The 24386-nt window shown below is 73.0% G+C and carries 21 protein-coding genes; 10 read left to right on the top strand and 11 right to left on the bottom strand.

Translation table 11 applies throughout. The annotated features are described in order from the left end of the window. Window positions 1-28: 28 nt before the first annotated feature. From fxsT to S1361_RS31220, 3 genes are all read right to left on the bottom strand, one after another. Window positions 29-3874: an FxSxx-COOH system tetratricopeptide repeat protein gene (fxsT, locus tag S1361_RS31230; RefSeq protein ID WP_208035229.1), complete on the bottom strand. Its 3846-nt coding sequence runs from the start codon at window positions 3872-3874 to the stop codon at window positions 29-31. A gap of 83 nt (window positions 3875-3957) precedes the next feature. Further along, on the bottom strand, window positions 3958-4437 hold the full coding sequence (locus S1361_RS31225; RefSeq protein WP_208035228.1) for a hypothetical protein: 480 nt from the start codon (window positions 4435-4437) through the stop codon (window positions 3958-3960). 118 nt (window positions 4438-4555) lie between these two features. Then, complete coding sequence (locus S1361_RS31220; RefSeq protein ID WP_208035227.1) at window positions 4556-6055, bottom strand: IucA/IucC family protein; 1500 nt, start codon at window positions 6053-6055, stop codon at window positions 4556-4558. A 128-nt stretch (window positions 6056-6183) separates the two neighbouring features. On the opposite strand from S1361_RS31220, the gene S1361_RS31215 reads away from it, so the two are divergent. Genes S1361_RS31215 through S1361_RS31205 form a run of 3 tightly spaced genes read left to right on the top strand, consistent with a single transcriptional unit; the run spans window position 6184 to window position 9797 of the window. Further along, a complete protein-coding gene (locus S1361_RS31215) occupies window positions 6184-7725 on the top strand; it encodes an IucA/IucC family protein (RefSeq protein WP_208036847.1) in 1542 nt (513 codons plus the stop codon). Window positions 7726-7734: 9 nt separating this feature from the next. Next, window positions 7735-8997, top strand: coding sequence for a VWA domain-containing protein (locus tag S1361_RS31210; RefSeq protein ID WP_208035226.1), 1263 nt, complete (start codon window positions 7735-7737; stop codon window positions 8995-8997). Beyond that, the gene (locus tag S1361_RS31205; RefSeq protein ID WP_208035225.1) at window positions 8997-9797 is read left to right on the top strand and encodes a hypothetical protein; all 801 of its coding nucleotides are present in this window, start codon (window positions 8997-8999) and stop codon (window positions 9795-9797) included. The genes S1361_RS31210 and S1361_RS31205 overlap by 1 nt, the downstream gene beginning before the upstream one ends. A 59-nt stretch (window positions 9798-9856) precedes the next feature. Here S1361_RS31205 and S1361_RS31200 read toward each other — a convergent pair whose 3' ends face one another. Further along, entirely contained in the window at window positions 9857-10483 is a 627-nt protein-coding gene (locus S1361_RS31200) for a winged helix-turn-helix transcriptional regulator (RefSeq protein WP_208035224.1), read from the bottom strand. Between the two features lie 81 nt (window positions 10484-10564). Between S1361_RS31200 and S1361_RS31195 the strand changes: the two genes are divergently transcribed. Then, complete coding sequence (locus tag S1361_RS31195; protein WP_208035223.1) at window positions 10565-11773, top strand: pyridoxal phosphate-dependent aminotransferase; 1209 nt, start codon at window positions 10565-10567, stop codon at window positions 11771-11773. A gap of 15 nt (window positions 11774-11788) precedes the next feature. On the opposite strand, the gene S1361_RS31190 is transcribed toward S1361_RS31195, so the two are convergent. Further along, on the bottom strand, window positions 11789-12268 hold the full coding sequence (locus S1361_RS31190; RefSeq protein WP_208035222.1) for a 4'-phosphopantetheinyl transferase family protein: 480 nt from the start codon (window positions 12266-12268) through the stop codon (window positions 11789-11791). Between the two features lie 142 nt (window positions 12269-12410). Between S1361_RS31190 and S1361_RS31185 the strand changes: the two genes are divergently transcribed. The 4 genes from S1361_RS31185 (at window position 12411) to S1361_RS31170 (ending at window position 16482) form a co-directional block, all read left to right on the top strand. Next, the gene (locus S1361_RS31185; RefSeq protein ID WP_243769363.1) at window positions 12411-14216 is read left to right on the top strand and encodes a trypsin-like serine peptidase; all 1806 of its coding nucleotides are present in this window, start codon (window positions 12411-12413) and stop codon (window positions 14214-14216) included. A gap of 79 nt (window positions 14217-14295) precedes the next feature. Continuing rightward, entirely contained in the window at window positions 14296-14895 is a 600-nt protein-coding gene (locus S1361_RS31180; protein WP_208035221.1) for a histidine phosphatase family protein, read from the top strand. Between the two features lie 491 nt (window positions 14896-15386). Beyond that, the gene (locus S1361_RS31175) at window positions 15387-16007 is read left to right on the top strand and encodes a hypothetical protein (RefSeq protein WP_208035220.1); all 621 of its coding nucleotides are present in this window, start codon (window positions 15387-15389) and stop codon (window positions 16005-16007) included. 52 nt (window positions 16008-16059) lie between these two features. After that, window positions 16060-16482, top strand: a complete 423-nt coding sequence (locus S1361_RS31170) for an acyl-CoA thioesterase (RefSeq protein ID WP_208035219.1) — start codon at window positions 16060-16062, stop codon at window positions 16480-16482. A 13-nt stretch (window positions 16483-16495) separates the two neighbouring features. Here S1361_RS31170 and S1361_RS31165 read toward each other — a convergent pair whose 3' ends face one another. Beyond that, complete coding sequence (locus S1361_RS31165; protein ID WP_208035218.1) at window positions 16496-16897, bottom strand: winged helix-turn-helix transcriptional regulator; 402 nt, start codon at window positions 16895-16897, stop codon at window positions 16496-16498. Between the two features lie 121 nt (window positions 16898-17018). On the opposite strand from S1361_RS31165, the gene S1361_RS31160 reads away from it, so the two are divergent. Then, complete coding sequence (locus S1361_RS31160) at window positions 17019-18461, top strand: MFS transporter (protein ID WP_208035217.1); 1443 nt, start codon at window positions 17019-17021, stop codon at window positions 18459-18461. A gap of 54 nt (window positions 18462-18515) precedes the next feature. Next, on the top strand, window positions 18516-19136 hold the full coding sequence (locus S1361_RS31155) for a 3'-5' exonuclease (RefSeq protein ID WP_208035216.1): 621 nt from the start codon (window positions 18516-18518) through the stop codon (window positions 19134-19136). Window positions 19137-19152: 16 nt separating this feature from the next. On the opposite strand, the gene S1361_RS31150 is transcribed toward S1361_RS31155, so the two are convergent. From S1361_RS31150 to uraD, 5 genes are all read right to left on the bottom strand, one after another. Then, window positions 19153-20520, bottom strand: coding sequence for a nucleobase:cation symporter-2 family protein (locus S1361_RS31150; protein WP_208035215.1), 1368 nt, complete (start codon window positions 20518-20520; stop codon window positions 19153-19155). A 243-nt stretch (window positions 20521-20763) separates the two neighbouring features. Continuing rightward, on the bottom strand, window positions 20764-22149 hold the full coding sequence (locus S1361_RS31145; RefSeq protein ID WP_208035214.1) for an 8-oxoguanine deaminase: 1386 nt from the start codon (window positions 22147-22149) through the stop codon (window positions 20764-20766). A gap of 352 nt (window positions 22150-22501) precedes the next feature. Next, a complete protein-coding gene (pucL, locus tag S1361_RS31140; protein ID WP_208035213.1) occupies window positions 22502-23425 on the bottom strand; it encodes a factor-independent urate hydroxylase in 924 nt (307 codons plus the stop codon). Window positions 23426-23428: 3 nt separating this feature from the next. After that, window positions 23429-23833, bottom strand: a complete 405-nt coding sequence (gene uraH, locus S1361_RS31135; RefSeq protein ID WP_208035212.1) for a hydroxyisourate hydrolase — start codon at window positions 23831-23833, stop codon at window positions 23429-23431. Between the two features lie 4 nt (window positions 23834-23837). Beyond that, window positions 23838-24350: a 2-oxo-4-hydroxy-4-carboxy-5-ureidoimidazoline decarboxylase gene (gene uraD, locus S1361_RS31130; RefSeq protein ID WP_208035211.1), complete on the bottom strand. Its 513-nt coding sequence runs from the start codon at window positions 24348-24350 to the stop codon at window positions 23838-23840. Window positions 24351-24386: the final 36 nt, after the last annotated feature.

Genomic DNA, 24386 nt, shown 5'->3' with positions numbered 1-24386 from the left:
GCCGCGCGGGCGTGTGCACTCCGGGACGTCAGACCGTGTCCTCCGCGGTGAGGGTGTCGGACTGGCCCCCACCCGATGTCCGGCGCCGAATCTCCATGACGGCGTCGAACTCCGCCCGGGCGGCGTCCCACAGCCCGGTGCCGCCCCCCAGGACCAGTGCGAGGTTCTCCCGGCTGGTGAGGGTCTCGGGGTGCTCCTCACCGAAGACGCGGCGCCTGATCTCCAGGACCGTCTCGAACTCCGCCCGCGCGGCATCCCACAGTTCCAGGCCGGCCAGGGCCCATCCGAGGCCCTCGCGGGTGGCGAGGGTGTCGGGGTGCTCCTCGCCCAGCACCCGGCGCCGGATCTCCAGTACTCCCTCGTACTCCGCCCGCGCGGCATCCCACAGTTCCAGGTCGTCGAGGACCACGGCGAGATTGTGGCGGGTGGTGAGCGTGTCCGGGTGTTCCTCACCCAGCACCCGCCGCCGGATCTCCAGCACCCCCTCGTACTCCGCCCGCGCAGCCTCCTTCTCATCCAGCCCGTCCAGGACCCACGCGAGATTGTGGCGGGTGGTGAGCGTGTCCGGATGCTCCTCACCCAACACCCGCCGCCGGATCCCCAGCACCCCCTCGTACTCCGCCCGCGCAGCCTCCTTCTCACCCAGCCCGCCCAGGACCCACGCGAGATTGTGGCGGGTGGTGAGCGTGTCCGGATGCTCCTCACCCAACACCCGCCGCCGGATCCCCAGCACCCCCTCGTACTCCGCCCGCGCAGCCTCCTTCTCACCCACCCCGTCCAGGACCCACGCCAGACCGTGCCGGATGGCGAGCGTGTCCGGATGCTCCTCACCCAACACCCGCCGCCCGATGTCCAGCACCCCCTCGTACTCCACCCGGGCAGCCTCCTTCTCACCCAGCCCGAGCAGGACCCACGCGAGGTAACGGCGGGTGGTGAGCGTGTCGGGGTGCTCCTCGCCCAGCACCCGGCGCCGGATCTCCAGTACCTCCTCGAACTCCGCCCGCGCGGCGTCCCGCCGGCCCAGGTCGTCGAGGACCCCGGCGAGATTGTGGCGGGTGGTGAGCGTGTCGGGGCGCTCCTCGCCCAGCACCCGCCGCCGGATCTCCCGCACTCCCTCGTACTCCGCCCGGGCGGCCTCGTTCTCCCCCAGCCCGTCCAGGACCCAGGCCAGGTTGTGCCGGGTGGTGAGCGTGTCGGGGTGCTCCTCGCCCAGCACCCGCCGCCGGATCTCCAACACCCCTCGGTACTCGTCCCGGGCAGCTTCCTTCTCGCCCAGCCCGCCCAAGGCCCAGGCCAGGTTGTGCCAGGTGGTGAGCGTGTCGGGGTGCTCCTCACCCAGCACCCGCCGCCGGATCTCCAACACCCCTCGGTACTCGTCCCGGGCGGCCTCGTTCTCCCCCAGCCCTTCCAGGACCCACGCCAGGTTGTGCCGGGTGGTGAGCGTGTCGGGGTGCTCCTCGCCCAGCACCCGACGCCGGATCTCCAGCACCGCCTCGAACTCCGCCCGCGCAGCCTCCTTCTCACCCAGCCCTTCCAGGACCCAGGCCAGATTGTGCTGGACGGCGAGGGTGTCGGGGTGCTCCTCACCCAGCACCCGGCGCCCGATGTCCAGCACCGCCTCGAACTCCGCCCGGGCAGCGTCGTTCTCCCCCAGCCCGTCCAGGACCCACGCCAGACCGTGCCGGACGGCGAGGGTGTCGGGGTGCTCCTCACCCAGCTTGCGGCGCCCGATCTCCAGCACCGCCTCGAACTCCGCCCGGGCGGCCTCCCTCTCCCCCAGCCCGGCGAAGACCCACGCCAGGCCGTGCCGGGTGGCGAGCGTGTCGGGGTGCTCCTCACCCAGCTTGCGGCGCTGCACCCGCAGCACGGCCTCGTGCTCAGTCCGGGCGGTCTCCTTCTCCCCCAGCCCGTCCAGGACCCACGCGCGGCTGTTGCGGATGGTGAGGGTGCTGGGGTGCTCCTCGCCCAGCACCCGGCGCGCGATGTCCAGCACCGCCTCGTACTCGGCCCGGGCAGCCTCCCGCTCACCCAGCCCGTCCAGGACCCACGCCAGACCGTGCCGGACGGCGAGCGTGCCGGGATGCTCCTCGCCCAGCACCCGGCGCGCGATGTGTAGCATCTCCTCGTACTCCGCCCGGGCTGCCTCCCGCTGGCCCGAGCTGCCGACCAGGATTCCGGCGAGATAGAGGCGGGTGGTGAGCGTGTCGAGGTGTTCATCGCCCAGCACGCGGCGCCGGATCTCCAGCACCGCCTCGAACTCCGCCCGGGCAGCCTCCCGCTCACCCAGCCCGGACAGGACCTCCGCGAGATCGTGACGGGTGGTGAGCGTGTCCGGGCGTTCCTCACCCAGCACGCGGCGCCGCATCTCCAGCACCGCCCCGAACTCCGCCCGGGCAGCCTCCTGCTCTCCCAGCCCGGACAGGACCTCGGCAAGGCTGTGGCGGGTGCCGAGAGTGCTCGGATGCTCCTCACCCAGGTCCCGGCGGCACCTGTCGAGGAGGGGGGTGAGTTCGTGGAAGGCCTGGTCGTGCAGTCCGCGAGCGATCAGATACCGACAGGCCAGGACGGCGGAATCGACGAGCTCTGCCAGGGGAAGGCGGTCGTCGGCGCAATGGCGCGGCAGGTCCAGAGCGTGCGGACCGAGTGCGTCCCACCAGGGCCACGTCGTCGGCGACTCCGGCGGATCGACCTCGTCGGCCCGAGTCGCCAGCCGTGTCAGGAACGCGGCGTCGGCGACTCCTTGCGGAGTCCGGTTCGTCACGCGCACGAGAGGGTGGAGGCGGGCGATCGGCAGCGGGTTCTCCGGTGACGCGGGAAGGAGATCGATGAGCCCGAGCGTGCTGAGGGAGTGAAGGTGGTGCCACAGCGCGGGACCGTCCAGTCCTGCGAACGAACGGACCCCGGCGATGGCCTCGGGAACGAGCAGCAGGTCGTAGGGGACGGCGGCGTCGGCGAAGCCGGCGAGCAGCGCGAGTACCTGTCGCGCGTACAACAGGCGGCGTCGTTCGAGCAGTTGCAGGGACAGGTCCCAGACGCTCGCGACGATCCCCTGCAGGCCGGTGGTGTCCGGGCCGGACGCCAGTGCCCTCTCGTACGAGCTGAACGATGCGGGGGTCCCCGGCGCCCGGAACCTCGGCGGTGTGGCGGTGGTCTCGGAGAGATAGGTTCCGGCCAGACGCAGGGCCAGGGGCAGTCCGCCGAGTCGGTCGGCCAGTGCCCGAGCGTCCTGCACCGTGCCCGCTCGGCCCTTCGTGTGGTCGACGAGAACCTCGGCTGCCTGATCGGTCTGCAGGACGGTCACCGGATGCAGTACGGCGCGGGGTCCCCAGGTCGCCTGCGACGCATCGCGGGTCGTCACGAGGACCAGTCCGGTGGGGTGGCCGTGCGGGCGGATCCAGCCCGTCTCGGAGGACAGCCGGCCGGCCCCGTTCAGCAGGTCGGGGTCGTCTGCGTTGTCGACGACGAGCAGCCAGCGGGAGCGCAGAGCCTCCAGCCGGCGCCACAGCGCATCGGCGACATCGCCGGCTTCCAGCTCTTCCTGGGTGGCCCCGGCCTGCCGTGCCACAGCCTGGAGACCAGCCTCCAGTGTGGCGCCCTGCCGTGCGTCCACCCACCACACACCACCCGGGCACAGGCCGGCCGTCCGGGCGTGATGGACGAGTTCCAGAGCGAGGGCGGTCTTGCCGCAGCCGCCCATCCCGCAGAGCACCAGTAATCGGTCGGGAGAGTGTCCGGCCAGCACGTCTCTCAGTTGCCCGACCAGCGCCTCACGCCCGCGCAGCGGGAGCGCGGGATCGCGCTCGCCCTGCGGGGCGGCGAGAGTGACGGCGAGGGGTGCTTTCCTTGCAGAGACACCGAAGTAGGCGTTCTGCATGCGTATGTGCTGGCCGGCCACGGCACCGCTGACCGTCGGGGCATAGGGGTGCTGGCCTGGATGGTCGGAATTGCCGGAGCGGGTCAGGGATGTTCCCGTTCCGGCTTGGAAGGGTTCGCGCCCAGCGTCACATCCCCGATGTTGTTGACACCACCGGCGATTCCACCGTCGGCCCTCACGCTCACGTGATGTGCTACCAGCCCTCCGTCGCCGGCGGCCATACCCGGACGCGGAGGGGGCACCTGGGCGACGACGGCCTCCAACTCGGCGACCGCCGCCTGCCGCTCCGCCTCGTGCAGCCCTTCCAGAAGATCCTGGAAACGAGTCTGCCAAGCGGCCTGTTGGCGGGTGCGGGCGTCGGCCATGTCGTCATCGCCGGCGGATTCCAGAGCAGTGCGCGTACGGTCCAGTCGCGCCAGTGCGTCCTGCTCTCCCTGCGCCGCACCGCGTCCCAGAAGCCGGGCCACCCGTGCGCGCAAGCCCTCCCAGGCGTCGGTGCCCGCCGCTTGGACGACCGCGCTACCACCTGCGGCGGCCATTGCCACCATCGCTTCAGACAACATCGAGCCCCCCCGATCGCGCCTCACGCTGACCATAACGCTACCGCCTCCCGGCTTCGATGTCCGGGCGTACGGCTCGACTGACGCCCCGGCATCACGAGTTGTCGCATGCGGCGGCAGGTCAGGCACCGGCCAGCGGGTTCGGCAGCGGCAGGTAGCGGGCGTCCGCGCCGTCCGCCCCGGTCCAGCGCAGCAGCAGGTTGGTCTTGCCGGGCAGGGTCGGCGCGGTGAGCAGGGCGGGGATCTCGGGCAGCGGGTGCCGGGCGAGTTCGCGGCGGGCGGCGGGCCACGGGTCGAGGCCGGGATGGTGGTCGGCGAGGGCGCCGGCGATCTCGGTGAGGTGGTTGACGACCAGGCAGTACACCAGCCGCTGCCAGCCGGCGGCCCGGGTCACGTCGGGCAGCAGCTTGGTGCCCTCGGCGTCCCGGAACAGGGCCTGCACGGGGGTGCCTGCCCTGTCCACGGCGACGAGCGTGTTCTGCAGGTGGGCCTCCAGGACGACCCCGTGCGTGTCGAACGCGGTCAGGGCGGGCGGCACGACCTGCCGCAGATAGGCCTCCCACCAGCCGGCCGGGTCGGGGGCGGCGGCCAGCGGGCTGCCCTCGAAGCCCTCGGCGAGCCCGGCCGCGAGCAGCGGGGTCGCGTCCGGCAGCAGGTGCCCGCGCAGCCCGTCGCGGACCAGCACCGCCAGTTCCTCGAAGGCGAAGGCGGCGGTGCGGTAGCCGCGGTCGCTCAGCCAGGCCGCGGGCGGGCCCATCGCCGCGAACGCCTGTCCGGCGGCGGTGTCCGTGCGGCGGAGCCGCTGCAGGTCGTGGCGCCACAGCCGGCGGATGTCGTTGGTGATGCGGACGTCCAGGCTGAACTTCAGGAACAGGTCGCGGCGCGGCTCGTACACCGTGCGGACGGCGGCCGTGGGCCAGGCCTCGGACGCCGTCGTGCCGAGCCGCAGCAGCCGGCCGTCGGCGAAGGCGGGGGCGAGGTCCCGGGCGACCAGGTCGAGCTGCCAGGGGTGGGCGGGCAGCAGCCGGTAGCCGGGCGGGGCGGTGCCGAAGGCGTCCAGGGCGCGGGTGTCGCCCTCCTCGGCCACCTGGTCCTCGCGGACGCCGAGCAGCACCAGCGGGAAGCGGGCGTGCGCCTCGGGGGCGTACGGCAGCCAGGAGGCGACCGGACCGCCACCGCGCGCCTTGGGCGCCGGGTGGTGGGGATGGCCGGTGAGCAGGGACTGCTCGGAGCGCAGATACGGGTCCGCGGGTGCCGTGGCCCGGGCCCGGGCGGTGAGCAGGGCGGCGACCGCCTCCCGGCTGTCGATCATCTCGGCGGGCAGGTCGCCGCCGGGCAGCCCGGTGTGCCGGCGCAGCTCCTCGGCGACCAGTTTGACCAGCTCCGGGTGGCCGATCGGGCGCCAGGTCCCGGCCGTGTACACCTCGGGGTCCGCGGGGCGCCGCCCGGGGCGCACCCGCAGCAGCCGTCCGTCCGGCAGCCGGTGCACGCGCCGGTCCCCGGCGCCGGGGAGCGGCTCGGCCACCTCCCGCAGCAGGCAGTTGAGCAGGGGCGCGGTCGCGTACGCGTCGGCCCGGCGGCCGACGGCGCCGGTGGGGGGTGTGAGGTCCACGCGATCCATTCGTTCTTCGTCCTGGGGTCCGCGGTCTTCCCCGCGCACGCGGGTGCGCCGTCCGGGAGCCGGTGACGATCAGTATGGCTGCCGTCCCGGACAATCGTGTCGTGCGCCGTGTACCCGAGGAGCCGACCGTGCACCGTCCCCCCACCACCGACGCCGGGATCGCCGAGGAGCTGGCCGCCGTCCGGCCCGGCCTGCTGCCCCGGTACACGGCTCGGCTGCCGGGTGCCCGCGCCGCCGTGCTGACCCGGCTGTGGCGGGCGCTGGCCCACGAGCCGCTGCCGTGGCTCGCGGGCCGGGTGTCCGGGGCGCACGGTCTCGCGTTGCGCCTGGCCGACGGCCGGACCCTGTACGGGCCGCCCGCGGACCCGTACGCCACCGGCGCGTACGTCGGCGCCGTGCGCCTGGACCGGGAGCGGTACGACGATCCGGCGCGGCTGGTGGCGGCGCTCGGGGTGCGGCACTCGTCCGCCTTCGCGGCGGAACTGGCGCACAGCGTGGCCTCGCTGGCGCTGTCCCGGGCCGGCGCGGATCATCCGCGGGAGTGGCCGGCGGGGGTCCGGCTTGCCGAGGGCCCGGGAGAGGACTGGGAGTGGGAGCGGCGGGTGGTCGACGGGCACCCGTTCCACCCGAACTGCCGGTCCCGGCCCGGTTTCTCGGTGGCGGACCAGCTGGCGTACGGCCCCGAGCACGGGCCGGTGGTGGAGCTGGGGACGGTGCCGGTTCCGGCGGCCGACTGCCTGCTGTCCGGCGACTGGCCGGACGAACTCCGCGACGGGAAGCGGCTGCTGCTGCCGGTGCACCCCTGGCAGGCCGCGCATGTGCTCGGGCGGTCGTACGACGTCTGGCGCCCGGCCCGTCCGCTGATGTCGCTGCGCACCCTGGCGCTGCCCGGCGGCCCGCACGTCAAGACGGCGCTGAGCGCCCGGCTGACGTCGTCGGTGCGGGACATCTCCGTGTCCTCGGTGCGGTCCGCAGCGGCCCTGTCCGCCTTCGCCGAGGACCTGGCGGCGCGCACCGACGGCCTGTTGCACATCACCCGCACGCTGGGCGCGGCCACGGCCCACTCCCCCGACCTGGCCGCCCTGCTGCGGGAGTCGCCGCAGGTGTACGCGGGGCCGGGCGAGCGGGTCGTGCCGGTGGCCGCGCTCGCCACCACGTCCCTGCCCGGCTCCCCGGCCTGGCTGGCCGCGTTCACCCGGCTGGCGCTCGCGGTGGGGCTGCGGCTGCTGGATCTCGGCGTGGCCCTGGAGGCGCACGGCCAGAACCTGCTGGTCGTCCTGGCGGCCGACGGCAGCCCGCTGCGCCTGGTCTACCGCGACCTGGCCGACATCCGGATCAGCCCCGCCCGGCTGGCCCGGCACGGCATCGCCCCGCCCGCCCTCGCCGGCCGCCTGATCACCGACGACGACACCGCCCTGCGCCGCAAGCTGTTCGGCTCCCTGGTGGCGGGCGCGCTGGCCGCCACGGCGGGCTCGGGACCGGCCCTCGGCGCGGCCCTCGCCACCGCGCTGCCGGACTTCGCACCGACCCCCGACCTGGCGGCGCTGCGTCACGGCCCGCTGCCCGCGAAGGCCTTGACCCTGATGCGGCTGGACCCCGAGACCCCGGGGGACCGCTGGACCTCCCTGCCGAACCCCCTCGTTTTGGAGCGCGGCCGGTCTGATCAATAGGATCCGGCGATGATCACAAGACAACGGCTGGCGGCGGGCGTCTGTGCTCTGCTCGCCGCCCTGACGGCCGGGATCGCGTTCCCTGCCGGAGCGGTCGCCGACGAGACGGACCAGTCCGCTCCGAAGGTCGAACTGGTGCTGGACGTCAGCGGTTCCATGCGTACCCGCGACATCGACGGCGGCACCCGGATGGCCGCGGCGAAGCAGGCGTTCAACGAGGTCCTGGACGCGACCCCGGAGGAGGTCCGGCTCGGTATCCGCACGCTCGGTGCCAACTACCGCGGCAACGACCGCAAGGAGGGCTGCAAGGACACCGAGCAGCTCTATCCGGTCGGCCCGCTGAACCGGACCGACGCGAAGACGGCCGTGGCCACGCTGGCGCCGACGGGCTGGACCCCGATCGGGCCCGCGCTGCTGAAGGCGGCGGGCGACCTGGACGGCGGGTCCGGCACCCGCCGTATCGTGCTGATCAGTGACGGCGAGGACACCTGCCAGCCGCTCGACCCGTGCGAGGTGGCCCGCGAGATAGCGGCCAAGGGCATCGGGCTGACCATCGACACCCTCGGCCTGGTGCCGGACGCCAAGACCCGCGACCAGCTCAGCTGCATCGCGGACGCGACCGGTGGCACGTACACCGACGTACGGCACAAGGAGGAGCTGAGCGACCGGGTCGGCGACCTGGTCGAGCGGGCGGCCGACCCGGTGGTCACGCCGGTGGCCACCGAGGGCGCGGACCGGTGCGAGAAGGCGCCGACGCTGAAGTCCGGGCTGTACACCGACCGCGTGGAGTTCGGGCAGCAGCGCTGGTACAAGGTGGCCGTCGAGCCCGGCCGGGAGCTGCGTGCCGCGGTGAGCGTGGCGGACGACCGCGCCGTGGATCCGAACTACGGGGTGCTGCTGCGGGCGGTGACGGTGCACGGCCGGGAGATCGTGCGCGGCGAGGCGGCCGGCACCGGCCGTACCGATGTCGTCTCCACCGGTCTGCGCTATCCGAAGCCGGACGGCGACGACGACACGGCGCCCGCGGAGACGGTGTGCCTCCAGGTCACCAGCTCCTTCTCGGCCGCCGCCGGCGTCAAGACGAGCCCGGGCCTGCCGCTGGAGCTGACCGTCGACGTCGTCGACGGGCCGTCGGGCCACCACGACGTGGCCGCCTTCGGTCTCGGCCGGGGCTGGTGGCTGCTCGGTCTGCTGGTGCTGACCGGCTTCCTCGCCGGTCTGCTGTGGGGCTGGCTGTCGCGCTGGCGGGTCGCGGTCTGGAGGACGAACTGATGCGGATCACACGAGTGCTGGGCGCCGCGCTGCTGGCGCTGGGGCTGGCCGCCGGACCGGCCGCCGCCGACTCCTCGCCCTCCCCGAGCGCCTCGGCGGACGGTGACGCGCCGACCCGGGCGGGCTCCTCCTTCCGGACGGCCACCGAGATCGAGCAGGGGCAGCGGGCCACCGCCTCCGGCTCCACCGGCGACTACCTGTACTGGTCGTTCCCCGCGGACACCGGGCAGCGCCCCACCGTCAGGGCGACGGTGAAGCTCCCGGCCACGCACGGCTCCGAGAGCTGGCAGCTCGACGTCTACGACGGTCTGCGGCGCCGCCAGGCCTGCCAGTACGGCGCCCAGACCCGCACCGCCGCGCAGGGCGCCGCCTCGGTCGAGCTGGCCTGTGTGCTGCGCACGGTGCGCGGCTGGTCGGAGCCGTGGGCCGACGACCCGCTGCCGGGCACGTACTACGTCCGGCTGACGGTGGTGGACCTCGCCGCCGCCGACCTCGGACAGCCGGTGGGCGCCGAGGTGCGCGTCGACTCCAAGGACATCGGCGGGGCGGCGGCGGTGGACGGCTCGCTGGGCAGGCCGCTCGTCCCCGGTATCGCCGTCAAGTCCGGGCAGGACGGGGACGGTTCGAAGAAGGCCGTGCTGTCCAGCTTCGGCCGGGACGACGGCTGGTCCTCCGGCTGGTGGTCCGACCGCTGGGTGTGGACCGGTGTCGGCGCCGTCCTGGCCGCCCTCGCCGGCATCGGCGGGTACACGCTGACGCGGGGGTCGGGCCGGCCGTCGCGGGTGCCGCCGAGCGGGTGAACCAAGGTGACACGAAGGCCCGCCTGCCGGCGGGCCTTTCTCCTTGCCGTGTTCCGGTCTCACGCCTCCCGCAGCGCCTTGGCGAGCGTGCCGTCGCCGGTCACCGTCACCCGCCCGTCCCGTACCGCCGCCCGCAGGCCCGTCTCCCCGCGGGCGATGGCCTCGCAGGTCGCCGCGTCCATCACCAGCCGCGCGTCCGCCTCGCCGGGCGCGGGTCCGTCGCCGTACACCGGTCCGTCCTCGGTGCCGACGTGGAGGTGGAACCGCCCTTCGTCCAGGCCGACTTCGACCAGTCCCTCGCCGTCCAGGGCGCGCAGCAGCGGCAGCGCGAACCAGTGGGCGCGCACGGCGTCCGTGGGCCTGCGCTCGCCCAGTTCGCCCTCGCCCCAGCTGCCCAGCGCCTGCAGGACGGGCAGCAACCCGCGTCCCCGGCCGGTGAGTTCGTACACGTAGGCCGCGCCCGGCGGGGGCAGCCGGCGCCTGGTGGCGAGTCCGTCCCGTTCCATGTCCTTCAGCCGTGAGGCGAGTACGTCCGTGCTCACGCCGGGCAGGTCCGCGTGCAGGTCCGTGTAGCGACGCGGGCCGGCGAGCAGTTCCCGGACGATCAGCAGGGTCCAGCGGTCCCCGACGAGGTCGAGCGCGCGGGCTGCGGAGCAGTACTGGTCGTAGCTTCGGCGAGGTGGCATGCGACGCAGTCTAGACGTGTTGTTGGACTTTCCAAGCTCCTACTTGGTAAAACCAAGCAACACGAGTTTCCGGAGGGGCGCATGGAGTTCCGGCAGTCCAACAAGCTCAGCGAGGTGTGCTACGAGATCCGGGGGCCGGTGATCGAGCACGCCAACGCGCTGGAGGAGGCGGGGCACAGCGTGCTGCGCCTGAACACCGGCAACCCCGCGGCCTTCGGGTTCGAGGCGCCGGAGGAGATCGTCCAGGACATGATCCGGATGCTCCCGCAGGCGCACGGCTACACGGACTCCCGCGGCGTCCTCTCGGCCCGCCGCGCGGTCGCCCAGCGCTACCAGACCCTGGGCCTCGATGTCGGCGTCGACGACATCTTCCTGGGCAACGGCGTCTCGGAGCTGGTCTCCATGGCCGTCCAGGCGCTGGTCGAGGACGGCGACGAGATCCTCATCCCCGCCCCGGACTTCCCGCTCTGGACGGCCGTCACCACGCTGGCCGGCGGCAAGGCCGTGCACTACCTGTGCGACGAACAGGCCGACTGGAACCCGGACCTGGCCGACATGGCGTCGAAGATCACGGACCGCACCAAGGCCGTGGTCATCATCAACCCGAACAACCCGACCGGCGCGGTCTACCCGAAGGAGGTCGTCGAGGGCATCCTCGACCTGGCTCGCCGGCACGGCCTGATGGTGTTCGCCGACGAGATCTACGACCAGATCCTGTACGACGGCGCCGTCCACCACTCGGCCGCCGCGCTCGCCCCCGACCTGGTCGTCCTCACCTTCTGCGGGCTGTCCAAGACCTACCGGGTGGCGGGCTTCCGCTCCGGCTGGCTCGTGGTCACCGGTCCCAAGCAGCACGCCAGGGACTACCTGGAGGGCCTGACCATGCTGGCCTCCATGCGGCTGTGCGCCAACGCCCCCGCCCAGTACGCCATCCAGGCCGCGCTCGGCGGACGCCAGTCCATCCGCGAACTGACCGTGCCCGGCGGCCGGCTGCACGAACAGCGGACCGTGGCCTGGGAGAAGCTCAACGAGATCCCGGGCGTGTCCTGCGTCAAACCCAAGGGCGCGCTGTACGCGTTCCCGCGCATCGACCCCAAGGTGCACCCGATCCACGACGACGAGAAGTTCGTCCTGGACCTGCTGCTGCGTGAGAAGATCCAGGTGGTCCAGGGCACCGGCTTCAACTGGCCGCGCCCCGACCACTTCCGCATCCTGACCCTGCCGTACGCGGAGGACCTGGAAGCGGCGATCGGCCGGATCGGCCGCTTCCTCGGGGGGTACCGGCAGTAGACCCGCGGTCCCCGCTCACGGGAGGACGACGGCGAGGGCCGCCGTACCCGCGCTGCCGACCAGCACCCGGCGGCCGCCGGACAGCAGGGGCGGGGTCAGCGCGACGATCCGGACACGGCGTGGGGCCTCGCCGAACAGGCTCTGGCGGCCCGCCTTCACCGCTGCCTCCTTCAGGGCCCAGGCCGCCGTGAGCACATCGGGGGACTCGCGGGCGAGCTGCCGCTCCGCGGGGGCCAGGACATGGATCGCGGCGCGGCGGACCGCGGGTGCGGCGGCCGGCTCGCACAGGTCCACACCGACCGCGCCGGGCGCGACGGCCACCGCGACGTGGCGGGCCGTGTGGCTGAGGGAGACCTGGAGGCCGGGGACCGACAGGCGCGGGCCGCCGTCGGCGCGCTGGAGGACCTCCACCTCGCCTGTCGCGGGGCGCGCCGGGCGGTATCGGGCGCCGCGCGCCGGTTCGACGGCGGAGCCCGCCCGCTCCTGGTTCGACAACCTGTGCGAAGATCGCGTGTCCCGTCGTCCGCCGGCGGGGCCGACCAGGGGGTTGCCTCGGTACGTGGTGCGGCGTGCGCCCTCGACCAGCGCGCGCCGCGGTCCTCCCTGGTCCGGTTCGAGCAGACCAGGGGGAGCAGCGTTGTTCTCGTATCGAATACGCCGGGTCGTCGTGGCCGTGATGTGTGCGGCGCCCATCGGGCTCACGGCGTCGGCCGCGCAGGCGGCACCGACCTCGCCGCCGGGCCCGGCCGCCGGGCAGGAGGCCCGGCAGGCGGCGCAGTTCTGGACCGCACAGCGCATGGCGGACGCCCGGCCGCTGGACGCGGCACGGGTGGCGCCGAGCGGGCCGGGGCAGTCGGTCGCGGCGGCCGGCCGGCCACAGGGCACGAAATTCGGCGGGACCCGGCTGGTCGGCACCTTCTTCGGATCCGACGGGCCGGGCGGCACCACCTGGCACTGCACCGGCAGCGTGATCGACACCAAGGCCCGGAACATCGTGCTGACCGCGGCCCACTGCGCGCTGAAGATGAAGAGCGACTACATCTTCGTCCCGAAGTTCGTGAAGGGCGCGGCCCCCGACCGGCAGCCGTACGGCATCTTCCACATCCAACGGATCTTCATCGACCCCCGGTACGTGCCCGACCGCGGCTCGACCACCACCAAGAAGGCCGCGTCCGACCTGGACACCGCCTTCGCCCGGGTCTCGGCCAACCAGCGGGGGCAGTCCCTGCAGGACGCGGTGGGCGGCGGCCTGACCTTCACCCGGCCCTCCGGCTACAAACTGCGCAACGTCACCGTCGTCGGCTACCCCTCCTACCGGCACAACAGCGCCGGACGCGCCGTCAAGTGCACCGTCCCGACCCAGCAGCTGCGCGGTTACCGGCAGCTGTCGATGACCTGCGGCGGCTACTACGGCGGGGTGTCCGGCAGCCCGTGGATCACCGACTACAAGGACGACGCCCGCACCGGGCACGTCATCGGCAACCTCGGCGGCTACAACGGCGGCGGAAACGACGCAAGCGTCGACTACATCAGCTACGGCACCGCGTTCGGCGCCGACGCCGCCAACCTCCTCGCCGACGCCGTCGCCGACCAGGCCCCGCCCGCCGACCTGCCGCCGTACCGGGGCCTGAAGGGCACCCTGCCGGGCGGCGCGGCACGCTGGCGCAAGGCCTCGCTCATGGCCTCCGGCGACTACACCGGCGACCTGCACGGCGACCTGCTCGTCATCTGGTCCGACGGCGCGGTCACCCTCCAGCCGGGCGACGGCAGGGGCGGCTTCGGCGCCGAGAAGCAGCTGCAGAAGGCCAACTCCACCTGGACCCACGCCCGGACCGTGACCGGCGGCACCTTCACCGGCGGCGACCGGGCCGGGCTGCTGGTGCGCTGGTCCGACGGCGAGGTCACCCTCTACCCGCAGCCCGGCCCGTCCGGCCTGGGCCGGGAGATCCGGATGGCACCGCCCCGCTCCGCGTGGAAGAACGCCGTCCAGCTCGCCGCCGGCCCGTTCCGTGACGACGGGGGCACCGCCCTGCTGGTGCGCCGGGCCGACGGCTCGCTCATCCTCTACCCCGGCGTCGGGGCCGGCGGCTTCGGCACCGGCACGCAGCTCCTCGGGGCGAACGGCACCTGGACCAAGGCCGCCCTGCTGACCGGGGGCGACTTCGACGGCACGGGCACCGGGGACCTGCTGGTGCGCTGGGCGGACGGCACGCTCGACACGTACGCCGGCACCTCGGCCGCCGGGCTCGGCACCAGGACCCGGCTGCGCGGGCCCAACGGCCTCTGGCAGCAGGCGGCAGTCCTCACGGCCGGCGCCTTCCGGCACGACCGCGCCGGCAACGACCTGATCGTGCGCTGGTCCGACGGGGAGACCACGCTGTACGCCGACACCGGAACCAAGGCCCTCGGCACCGAGTACACGCTGGTCCACCCCGGCACCTGACCCCTGGCGCCGGCGCGGGGACGGCCGTCTGGCGCAGTCCGTCCTGCGGGCCGCGGCGACCCTGTGCCACCGTGCCGTCATGGGTGACCTCTTTCTCGTCCGGCACGGGGAGACCGAGTGGTCGCGGTCCGGGCGGCACACCGGCTGGACCGACGTACCCCTCACCGAGCACGGGCGGGCGGAGGCGCGCCGGCTGGTTCCGCTGATCCGCTCCCACCGGATCGCGGCGGCCTTCGTCAGCCCCCTGCAGCGGGCCCGGGAGACCGCCGAACTCATCGGGATCCCGGACGCGCGGGTCGACGCCGACCTGCGCGAGTGGGACTACGGCGGCTACGAGGGCGTGACCACCCCGGAGATCCAGCGGAGCCGGCCCGGCTGGTTCCTGTTCACGGACGGGGTCGCGCCCGGACCACCGGACCACCCGGGCGAGACTCCGGAGCAGGTCGGGGAGCGCGCCGACCGGATGCTGGCCAGGGCCGACGCCGCGCTCGCCGGCACCGAGGGGGCCGTCGTCCTGATCGCCCACGGCCACTTCCTCCGCGTCCTCACCGCCCGCCGCCTGGGCCTGCCGCCCCGGCACGGCGCCCTCTTCCAGCTCGCGACGGGCTCCCTGTGCCACCTCGGCACGGAACACGGCCGCCCGGTGGTGGCGGGTTGGAACATCCGGCCTCGGGACTAGGGCACCGCACCACGGCGGGTCCGCGGTACGGCCGGAGCGCGCACCGGGTACCGGCGGACGGGGAGGGCCGGAACGCGCCCGGTGGGGGCCGGCATGGGTGGCCGAAGGACGCGCCGGACACCGGGCCCACAGGGCGAACGAAACACACACCGGACCGCGCCCACCGGGCGACCGAAGCCCGCACCGTGTCACGGGACGAACCCCACCCGTGCGACCGCACCCCGACCAGCCCGTCCCACCCGTCACTTCTCCCTGAGCCGGGAGACGACGTACGCCATGGAGGCCGGCTTCGGCCTGCGGACACGAGGTGAGCGCGCGCCCGGTCCGGGCAGGGCTGGCGGACACGGCGGAACCGAGCCCGTGCGGCCTCGGACGGGCGGCGGCAGGCCAACCCGAGCTGCGGGCCCCGCTGTCAGAGGTGGGCCGTACTCTGCGGATGGGCCGTCCGTTCGGCGGCTCCGCGGAGCGAGCGGTATCGGAAGGAGCGTCCCGTGACCCGACCGCCGACCGCCGCGCAGCGGCGGGTGATCGAGGGTGCCGACCCGGTCACCGGCCGGCTGCGCGGTACCGAGGCCCAGCTCGCGGCGCTGGTGAAGCGCGGGCTGGCCTTCCGGCACCCCCGGCCACCGCACGACCACTTCCTCACCCCGGCGGGCCACCGGATACGTGAGGCGGTGCCCGAGGCGCCGGCCGAGCCGACGCCGGACACCGGGGTGTTCACCGCCCGGGTCGGTGGCGAGGAGGACCCGCCGGAGACCGGACCGGCCCGGCGGCGCGAGGTGCACAGCGCCTGGCAGGGGCTGCTGGAGCTGCGCCGGATGACGCATCCCGACGGCGCCGTGGACCGGCCCTGCGGATGGGAGCGCACGCACCTGGTGCGGGCCGCGGCGCTCGCCCTGGAGGCCGCCGGGCACTGTCCCGCGGGCGGGGACACGGACGGCTACCGGGTCCGGGCGACCCCGCAGCCGGAGGCCGTCGCGGTGTACGCACCGGACGCGCAGACCCTGGCGGCCTGCGCGGCCACGCTGGAGCGGGCCGGCTGGCAGGCGGGCGAGTACACCGAGCCCCGGACGAGAACCCGCTTTCTGCTGGCGTCACCGCGCCGGGTGTGACCGGCGTGTCAGGATCGGTCGACCGCAGAACCGAACGCGAGAAGGGCAAGCAGTGGCCGAACCGTTTTCCGTCCGTGTGACCGTCCGCGGATACGAGACCGATGTCCAGGGACATCTCAACCAGGCGGTGTACCTCAACTACGCGGAGCACGCCCGGTGGTCGTTGCTCCAGGCGGCCGGGATCAGCCAGGCCCGGCTGCTGGGCCGGGGCGTCGGCCCGGTGGCGCTGGAGACGAACATCCGCTACCTGCGGGAACTGCTCGCCGGTGACGAGGTCGACGTCACGTGCGTGTTCGAGTGGGGCGACGGCAGGACCTTCCGCGCCCGGCAGGAGATCCGCAAGACCGACGGCACCGTGGCGGCCGAGGTCACCGCGCTGGGCGGCATGCTGAACCTCAAGGAGCGCAAGCTGGTGCCCGACCCGCGGGAGGTGTTCAAGGAGCTGACGACGGACGTCGCCCTGCTCGGCCTGTAGGCCGCCGGGCACCCTACGCGTCGAGCAACTCGGGCCGGTGCTCGGCGTCGTAGGCCGCCCGCGCCTCGGCGATGTGCACCCGGTTGCGCTCGGCCCAGCCGGTCAGCTGCTGCAGCGTGTCGTTCAACTCGTGCGCGACCGGAGTCAGTTCGTACTCCACCTTCGGCGGCACCGTCGGATGGACGGTGCGGGTCACCAGGCCGTCCCGTTCCAGGTTGCGCAGGGTGAGGGTGAGCATGCGGCGGCTGATGCCCTCGATGCCGCGCTCCAACTCGGTGAACCGGATGGGGCCTTGCGCGGCGGCGACGAGGATCTGCACGCTCCATTTGCCGGCCACCCTGTCAAGAACCTCGCGGACGGGGCACGCGTACGCGTTCACTGCCTGGACGGTAACACCGGTGTTCCCCTGGGACATCCGACTGCCTCCTTACGCCGGCCTCCATGGTCACCCACGATGATCCCCGTTACAAGTCGTGCACCAAGGTGCGCAGGAAGAACGTGGGAAGAACGTGGAAGGAACGAGGAGGCGGCAGACGATGTCGGCCACGATCGAGAACAGTGCGTCACCGGCGGGGGTGACTTCCGGGCGGCGGCAGTACTCCCGCTGGACCTCCCTCGCCGTGCTGTGCGCCGGCACGTTGATGACGGTGCTGGACGGCAACATCGTCACGGTGGCGATGCCCGCCGTCCAGAGCGACCTCGGCTTCACCGGCCCGGGGCTCGCCTGGGTCGTCAACGCGTATCTGATCGCCTTCGGCGGGCTGCTCCTGCTGGCCGGCCGGCTCGGCGATCTCGTCGGCCGCAAGCGGATGTTCACGGCCGGGCTCGCGGTGTTCACACTTGCGTCGGTGCTGTGCGGCACGGCGACCGGGCAGGGCATGCTGATCGCGGCGCGGGCGGTGCAGGGCGCGGGCGGGGCGATGGCCTCGGCGGTGGTCCTCGGGATGCTGGTCGCGCTGTTCCCCGAGCCGCGCGAACAGGCCCGGGCGATCGCGGTGTTCAGCGCGGTCGGCTCGGCGGGCGGCGCGCTCGGCACCTTCCTCGGCGGCGCCCTGACCGACACGCTCGGCTGGCACTGGATCTTCCTGATCAACCTGCCGATCGGGGTGGCCGCGTGGCTGGCCGCGGTGCGGGTGCTCACGCCCGAGCCCGGCGCCGGACTCGGCCGGGGCGCCGACTATCCCGGGGCCGGCCTGGTCACGGGGGCGCTGATGCTCACGGTGTACGTCATCGTCGGCGCCGGCGACCGCTCCCGTGCCGTCACCCTGCTGCTCGCGGCCCTCGCCCTCGCCCTGTTCGCCGCGTTCGCCGTGCACCAGACCCGGGCCGCGCGCCCGCTGCTGCGCCCCCGCCTGTTCCGCTCCCGGCTGCTGACCGGGGCCAACGCGGTCCAGGTGCTGATGATCGCCACGATGTACGGGTTCCAGTTCGTCGGCGCCCTGTACCTGCAGCGGGTGCTGGGTTACGGCGCCCTCGCGACCGGCACCGCGTTCCTGCCGGCGCCGATCGCGATCGGCGTGCTGATGCTGGGGCTGTCCGCGCGGACCGTGGCCCGGTTCGGCGGCTACCGGGTGCTGCTGGCCGGTCTGGTGCTGATCACGGCGGGCATGGCCCTGCTCGGGCGCGCCCCCGCCGACGGCTCCTACGTCACCGACGTCCTGCCCGCGATGCTGCTGCTGTCCGCCGGTTTCGCCGCGGCCATGCCGGCGCTGACCGGTCTGGCGATGTCGGGGGCGCGGGCGGAGGACGCGGGCCTTGCGTCCGGCCTGTTCAACACCACCCAGGTGGTGGGCGGTTCGCTGGGCCTGGCGGTGCTGTCGACTCTCGCGGCGAGCCGCACCGAGGCCCTGCTCGCCGACGGCACGGCCCCACTGCCCGCGACCGCCGAGGGTTACCGGCTGGCGTTCACCGTGGCCACGGGCATCGCGGCGGCGGCCCTGGCCCTGGCGGCACTGGTCCTGCGCGAACGCCGCGCCTGACCCCGGGTCGAATGGAGATGCGGGACGCGCGGGGAGGTGGAATGCTCCGGAGTCATGTCCGCTCGCCGCGTCAAGCCCAGTCTCTACATCTCCGTCGACATCGAGGCCGACGGACCGATCCCCGGGCCGTACTCCATGCTCAGCCTCGGGGCGGCGGTCGCCGGGGTGCAGGACGCTGCCGGCTTCACGGCCGCCGACCCGGAGGAGCGGACCTTCTACCGGGAACTGCGGCCGATCGGGGAGGAGTTCGTCCCGGAGGCGCTGGCGGTGAGCGGTCTCGACCGGGCCCGGCTGGCCGCCGAGGGTGCCGAACCGGCCGTGGCACTCGCCGAGTTCGCCGCGTGGGTGCGTGAGGTGAGCGCGGGCGCGCAGCCGGTGATGTGCGGCTACCCGGCGTCGTACGACTGGACGTTCCTGTACTGGTACCTGATCCGCTTCACCGGGAGCAGCCCGTTCGGGCACTCCGGCTGCCTGGACATGAAGACGCTGTACGCGACGAAGGCCCGGCTGCCGCTGCGGGCGGTGGCGAAGGGAACCATGCCACGGGAGCTGCTGTCGCGGCGCCGGCACACGCACCACGCGCTGGACGACGCGATCGAGCAGGCGGAGTTGCTGGCCAACCTCATGAAGTGGCCGGGGGTCATGGCGTCCCCGCCGTCTCCCCCGGCCGGTTGAGTCCTGACCGCCGGCCTCAGCGCGCGGCGGCGATCTCCTCCCCCGCCTCCATGGGATGGGTGACGTCGTGGGCCTCGTGGTCCTTGCCGAGGTGGTTGAAGAGGAGGTTCAGGACGACGGCCGTGAGGCAGCCCGTGGAGATGCCCGAGTCCAGGACGATCTTCGCGGTCTCGGGGAACGCGTGGTAGAACTCCGGCGCGGTGATCGGGATGATGCCGACCGCGAGGGACACGGCGACGATCAGGACGTTGTTGTCCTTGTCGAGGCCGGCCCGGACCAGGGTCTGGATGCCGCTCGCGGCGACCGAGCCGAACAGGACGACACCGGCGCCGCCGAGGACCGGCCGGGGTACGACCGCGATGAGCGAGGCCGCCATCGGGCACAGGCCCATCAGGACCAGGAAGCCGCCGCCGGTCGCGACGACGTACCGGCTGCGGATCCTGGTCATGGCGACCAGGCCGATGTTCTGGGCGAAGGCGCTGCACATGAAACCGTTGAACAGCGGGCTGATCGCGGAGCCCAGGGTGTCGGCACGCAGACCGGCCGCGATGGTCCTCTCGTCCGCGGGGCGTTCGACGATCTCGCCGAGCGCCAGCATGTCGGCGGTCGACTCGGTCATCGACACCACCATCACCACGCACAGGGAGAGGATCGCGGCGAGCTGGAACTGGGGGGCGCCGAAGTGGAACGGGGTCGGGAAGCCCACGATGCCGGCCTCACCGACGGGGCTGAAGTCCGTGACGCCGAACGGTATCGCGATGAGCGTGCCCGCGACGAGCCCGAGCAGGACGGCGATCTGCTTGACGAAGCCGCGGGTGAAACGGCGCAGCAGCAGGACGATCAGCAGCGTGATGCCGGCGAGGGTGAGGTGGGTCGTGGAACCGTAGTCGTCCGCCCGGGGGTTGGGACCCTGCGCCCAGCCGAACGCGACCGGGAGCAGGGACACGCCGATCAGGGTGATGACCGAACCGGTGACGACGGGCGGGAAGAAGCGGATCGCCTTGCTGAAGAAGGGCGACGCGAGGAAGCCGAGAAGTCCGGCGACGACGACCGCGCCGAAGATGACCGGCAGGGCGTCGGACTTGTCCTCGGTGGAGGCGACGATCGCGGTCATGGGGGCGACACCGGCGAAGGTGACACCGTTGACGAACGGCAGGCGGGCGCCGATCTTCCAGAATCCCAGCGTCTGGAGGAAGGTGGCGAGGCCCGCGGTGAACAGGCATGCGCCGGTGAGGAAGGTCAGGTCGGTCGCGCTCAGGCCGATGGCCGCGCCGACGATCAGGGGTGGGGCGACGACTCCTGCGTACATGGCGGCCACGTGCTGCAGGCCGCTGGTCGCCATTTTCAGGGCGGGGAGTTTCTCGTCTACGGGATGGGCGGCCACGGCGGGTCCTCCGGGCGGGTAACACGTCGTCTCCGACGTGGGTTTCTGGGAGGTGGTGCGTGTGGTCGTGCGGGACCGTCGGGGGGTGGCGGCTGAGCGGTTGAGCGGACGGTGTGGGGGTGACCGACTCCGGGGCGCGTGCGTCCGCACGCGCCCCGGAGACGGCGTGCCGTGGATCCCGCTCGGATCCACGGTCCCGGCCGGGAGCCGTCCCTCCCGGCCGGAGTCTGTGAGGGCCCGGGGTCAGGCCTGCGCGGCGATGCGGGCCAGGCGCTGGGCCTCCGCGCGGGTGGCGGCGGCGACGGCCTCCTCGTCCACGGTGAGCAGACGGCCGTTCTCCACTATCTGCCGGCCGTTGACGAAGGACGCGGTGACCGGGGCCGCCGCGCCGAGGACCAGCGCGGTCACCGGGTCGGCGATGGAGGCGTGGGCGAGGGTGTCCATCCTCCACAGCACCACGTCGGCGAGCTTGCCCGGCTCCAGCGAGCCGATCTGCCCGGCCCGGCCGAGCACCTGGGCGCCGCCGTAGGTACCGAGTCGCAGCGCCTGCCGGGCGTTGAGGGCGGCCTCGCGGTGCGCGCCGAGCCGGTTGATCAGCAGGGCGTTGCGCAGTTCGGTGTGGAGTTCGCCGGACTCGTTGGAGGCGGTGCCGTCGACGCCGAGGCCGACCGGGACGCCCGCCGCGAGCATGTCGGGGACCCGGGCGATGCCGGCCGCGAGGCGGGCGTTGGACGACGGGCAGTGGGCGACGCCGGTCTTCGTGCGGGCGAACGCGGCGATGTCGGAGTCGGTCATGTGGACGCAGTGCGCCATCCACACGTCCTCGCCGAGCCAGCCGGTGGACTCGAAGTAGTCGGTCGGGCCCATGCCGAACAGCTCGTGGCAGAACTTCTCCTCCTCCACCGTCTCCGAGCCGTGGGTGTGCAGCCGTACGCCGAGGCGGCGGGCCAGCTCGGCGCCCTGGCGCATGAGTTCGGTGGAGACGGAGAACGGCGAGCAGGGGGCCACGGCCACCTGGGTCATCGCGTCGAAGGAGGCGTCGTGGTGCTGGTGGACGGTCTCCTCGGTGGCGGCGAGGGCGCCGTCCAGCGTCTCGACGGCGAAGTCCGGGGGCAGGCCGCCGTCCTTCTCGCTGCGGTCCATCGAGCCGCGGGCCAGCGTGAAGCGCACGCCCGTCTCGGCGGCGGCCCGGATGATGGAGCCGGACAGGTCGCCGGAGCCGTGCGGGAAGACGTAGTGGTGGTCCATGGCGGTGGTGACACCGCCCCGGGCCATCATGGCGAGCGATCCCTGCGCGGCGGCGTACGTCATCTGCTCGTCGATGCGCGCCCAGGTGGGGTAGAGCGCGACCAGCCAGTCGAACAGGTTGTGGTCGGTGGCCAGGCCCCGGGTGATCCACTGGTAGAAGTGGTGGTGGGTGTTGACCAGACCGGGCGTGGCCAGGTGGCCGCCGGCGTCGATCCGGCGCACCACGTTCTCCAGGCCCTCGGGGGCCTTGCCCGCGCCGACCGACTCGATCCGGTTGCCGGCGAGGACGAGGTGCCCTGAGGCGTACTCCGTGTCGCCCGCGTCCACGGTCGCGATCGCACAGTTCTCGATGACGGTGCGCTGGGCTGCCGATGGTGCCATCGTGCTTCCTTGTCTTTCAGTGGCGGACCCGTGGGCAGAGGGACCGGAGGATGTCCACGGGCAGGGCACGGCAGGACCCCGGGAGGATTTGAGTGCCGGGACCGGCTGCCGGCCCCGGGTGCCGAGGGGGTGGAAGAACAGGTTCGGCAGGACCGCGGCGAGCGCGCCCGCGCCGATGCCGGAGCCGATGCGCGAAGGGGTGCGGGCCGCGGGGCCGGGTCCGCAGGCCTGGCCGATGACGAGCGCGGGACAGGAGGCGGTGTCGGGCCCCTTCGCAGGCTGTGTCATGTCGTTCCCTCCGGTGTGGCGGGCCCCCGGACCGGGTGGCGGGGCCGGGGGCGCGCGTCCCGCGTCAGAGGTTGGTCATGTCGACCGGGATACGGGCCTCACAGCCGTCCCGCAGGATGGTGGCCTCGATGAGGCCGTAGGGACGGTCGGCGGCGAAGTAGACCTCGTTGTCGTTCTTCAGTCCGAACGGCTCCAGGTCCACCAGGAAGTGGTGCTTGTTCGGCAGCGAGAAGCGGACCTCGTCGATCTCGCTGCGGTGGTTGATGATGCGCGCGCCCATCTGGTACAGCGTCTGCTGGAGGGAGAGGGAGTACGTCTCGGCGAAGGCCTGGAGCATGTGCTTCCTGGTCTGCTCGTAGGACTTCTCCCACTGGGGCATCCTCTGCTCGTCGTCGGTCCAGTTGAACCGCCAGCGGGCCGAGACCTGGGTGGCCAGGATGCGGTCGTACGCCTCCTGGAGGGTGGTGTACTTGTCCTTGACGTAGCCCCAGAACTCGGAGTTCGTCGAGTTCATCACGACCAGGTCCTTCAGGCCGGAGACGACCTCCCACCGCTCGCCGTCGTAGGTGATCTGGGTGAGGCGGGTCTCCTGGCCCTTGCGGACGAAGGAGTGCTTGACCTCGTCGGCGCCGATGAACTTCGAGTTGGCGTCGGAGGTCCCGATCCGCTCCCAGGCGTACTCCTCGATGCGGATGCGCGCCCGGTGGATCGGTTCCTGGCTGGTGACGAAGTGCCGGGCCAGGTGGATGCCGAACTGCTCGGCGGACTCGATGCCGTACTCCTTGGCGAACGCGTACACCGTGTTCTTGGTGGTGTCGGTCGGCAGGACGTTGGCGTTGGAGCCGGAGTAGTGGACCTCGTCCATGTCGCCGCTCAGCGCGACGGAGACGTTGAGGTCCTTGATGTGGTGGGTGGCGCCGTCCCGCGTGATCTTGACGACTCGGTTCTCGGCCTTGCCGTACTGGTTCTGTCCCAGGATGGTCGGCATGAGCTAGCTCCCTCGGTAAACGGAGTAGCCGAACGGGTTGAGCAGCAGCGGCACGTGGTAGTGCTCCCCCGGGTTCACGGCGAAGGTGATCGCCACCTCGGGGAAGAACACCGCACCGCTGTCCCGAGTCGCGGGGGCGTCCTGCTGCGCATCGGCTTGCTTCTTCGCGGTGTTCTCTTCGAAGTACGCCTCGACGGCGAAGTCGAGCCGTACGTGGGTGGTGCCTTCCGGCAGGTCGGGAAGGTCCTTGCACCGGCCGTCGGCGTCGGTCGCGGAGCCGCCGAGCGCCTGCCAGTCCTCCTCCCGGCCGCCGCGGGCGAAGAGGTGGACGGCGACGCCCTCGGCGGGGCGGCCGATCGAGGTGTCCAGGATGTGCGTGGACACGGAGGCGGTGGTGCTGGTGCTCATGGTGTCAGGCGTCCTCTTCGACGAGTCGGGCCAGTCGGATGCGGTTGATCTTGCCCAGCTCGGTGCGGACGATCTCCCGCTCCTGCTCCGGCGTGTTCCCGATCCGCTCCTTGACCGCGTCCCGCATCTGCTCACCGGTCCGGCCGGTGGCGCAGACGAGGAAGACATGGCCGAACTTCTCCTGGTAGGCCAGGTTCAGGTCGAGCATCTCCGCCCTGAGCTCGTCGGAGGCGCCGGCCATGCCGCGCTGTTCGCGGGCGGAGGCCGGGTCGCCGGGCTTGGGGCGCCCGATCGGCGGGTGCCCGGCCATCGCCTCGTGGAGGTCCGCGACGGTCAGCTCGGCCATGGCGGCGTCGCTGGCGGCGTAGAGGTCCTCCGGAGTGGCGTAGGGGCGGGCGGCGAGCAGTCGCCGGGCCCACTCGGTGGAGGCACACGCCTCGTGGAGGGCGGCGAGGGCCGCCCGCTCCTCCAGTTCGTTGAACCGGGCCAGACCCGGGGGCGTGGAAGTCGACGTCACGGGAGCCTCCGTGGCCGGATGCGGCCTTCGTGCTGA

It is taken from the genome of Streptomyces cyanogenus (genome assembly GCF_017526105.1).
Classification (GTDB): domain Bacteria; phylum Actinomycetota; class Actinomycetes; order Streptomycetales; family Streptomycetaceae; genus Streptomyces; species Streptomyces cyanogenus.
The sequence above is the reverse complement of the archived record's forward strand: the minus strand, read 5'-3'. Positions and strand labels throughout refer to the sequence as shown.

Excerpts from the sequence above, each read along its gene's own strand:
- S1361_RS31165 (WP_208035218.1), bottom strand. The coding sequence starts at position 16,897 with ATGTCCCAGGGGAACACCGGTGTTACCGTCCAGGCAGTGAACGCGTAC.
- S1361_RS31200 (WP_208035224.1), bottom strand. The coding sequence starts at position 10,483 with ATGCCACCTCGCCGAAGCTACGACCAGTACTGCTCCGCAGCCCGCGCG.
- fxsT (WP_208035229.1), bottom strand. The coding sequence starts at position 3,874 with ATGCAGAACGCCTACTTCGGTGTCTCTGCAAGGAAAGCACCCCTCGCC.
- S1361_RS31195 (WP_208035223.1), top strand. The coding sequence starts at position 10,565 with ATGGAGTTCCGGCAGTCCAACAAGCTCAGCGAGGTGTGCTACGAGATC.
- S1361_RS31155 (WP_208035216.1), top strand. The coding sequence starts at position 18,516 with ATGTCCGCTCGCCGCGTCAAGCCCAGTCTCTACATCTCCGTCGACATC.
- S1361_RS31145 (WP_208035214.1), bottom strand. The coding sequence starts at position 22,149 with ATGGCACCATCGGCAGCCCAGCGCACCGTCATCGAGAACTGTGCGATC.
- S1361_RS31180 (WP_208035221.1), top strand. The coding sequence starts at position 14,296 with ATGGGTGACCTCTTTCTCGTCCGGCACGGGGAGACCGAGTGGTCGCGG.
- S1361_RS31210 (WP_208035226.1), top strand. The coding sequence starts at position 7,735 with ATGATCACAAGACAACGGCTGGCGGCGGGCGTCTGTGCTCTGCTCGCC.
- pucL (WP_208035213.1), bottom strand. The coding sequence starts at position 23,425 with ATGCCGACCATCCTGGGACAGAACCAGTACGGCAAGGCCGAGAACCGA.
- S1361_RS31205 (WP_208035225.1), top strand. The coding sequence starts at position 8,997 with ATGCGGATCACACGAGTGCTGGGCGCCGCGCTGCTGGCGCTGGGGCTG.
- S1361_RS31225 (WP_208035228.1), bottom strand. The coding sequence starts at position 4,437 with ATGTTGTCTGAAGCGATGGTGGCAATGGCCGCCGCAGGTGGTAGCGCG.
- uraH (WP_208035212.1), bottom strand. The coding sequence starts at position 23,833 with ATGAGCACCAGCACCACCGCCTCCGTGTCCACGCACATCCTGGACACC.
- S1361_RS31160 (WP_208035217.1), top strand. The coding sequence starts at position 17,019 with ATGTCGGCCACGATCGAGAACAGTGCGTCACCGGCGGGGGTGACTTCC.
- S1361_RS31220 (WP_208035227.1), bottom strand. The coding sequence starts at position 6,055 with ATGGATCGCGTGGACCTCACACCCCCCACCGGCGCCGTCGGCCGCCGG.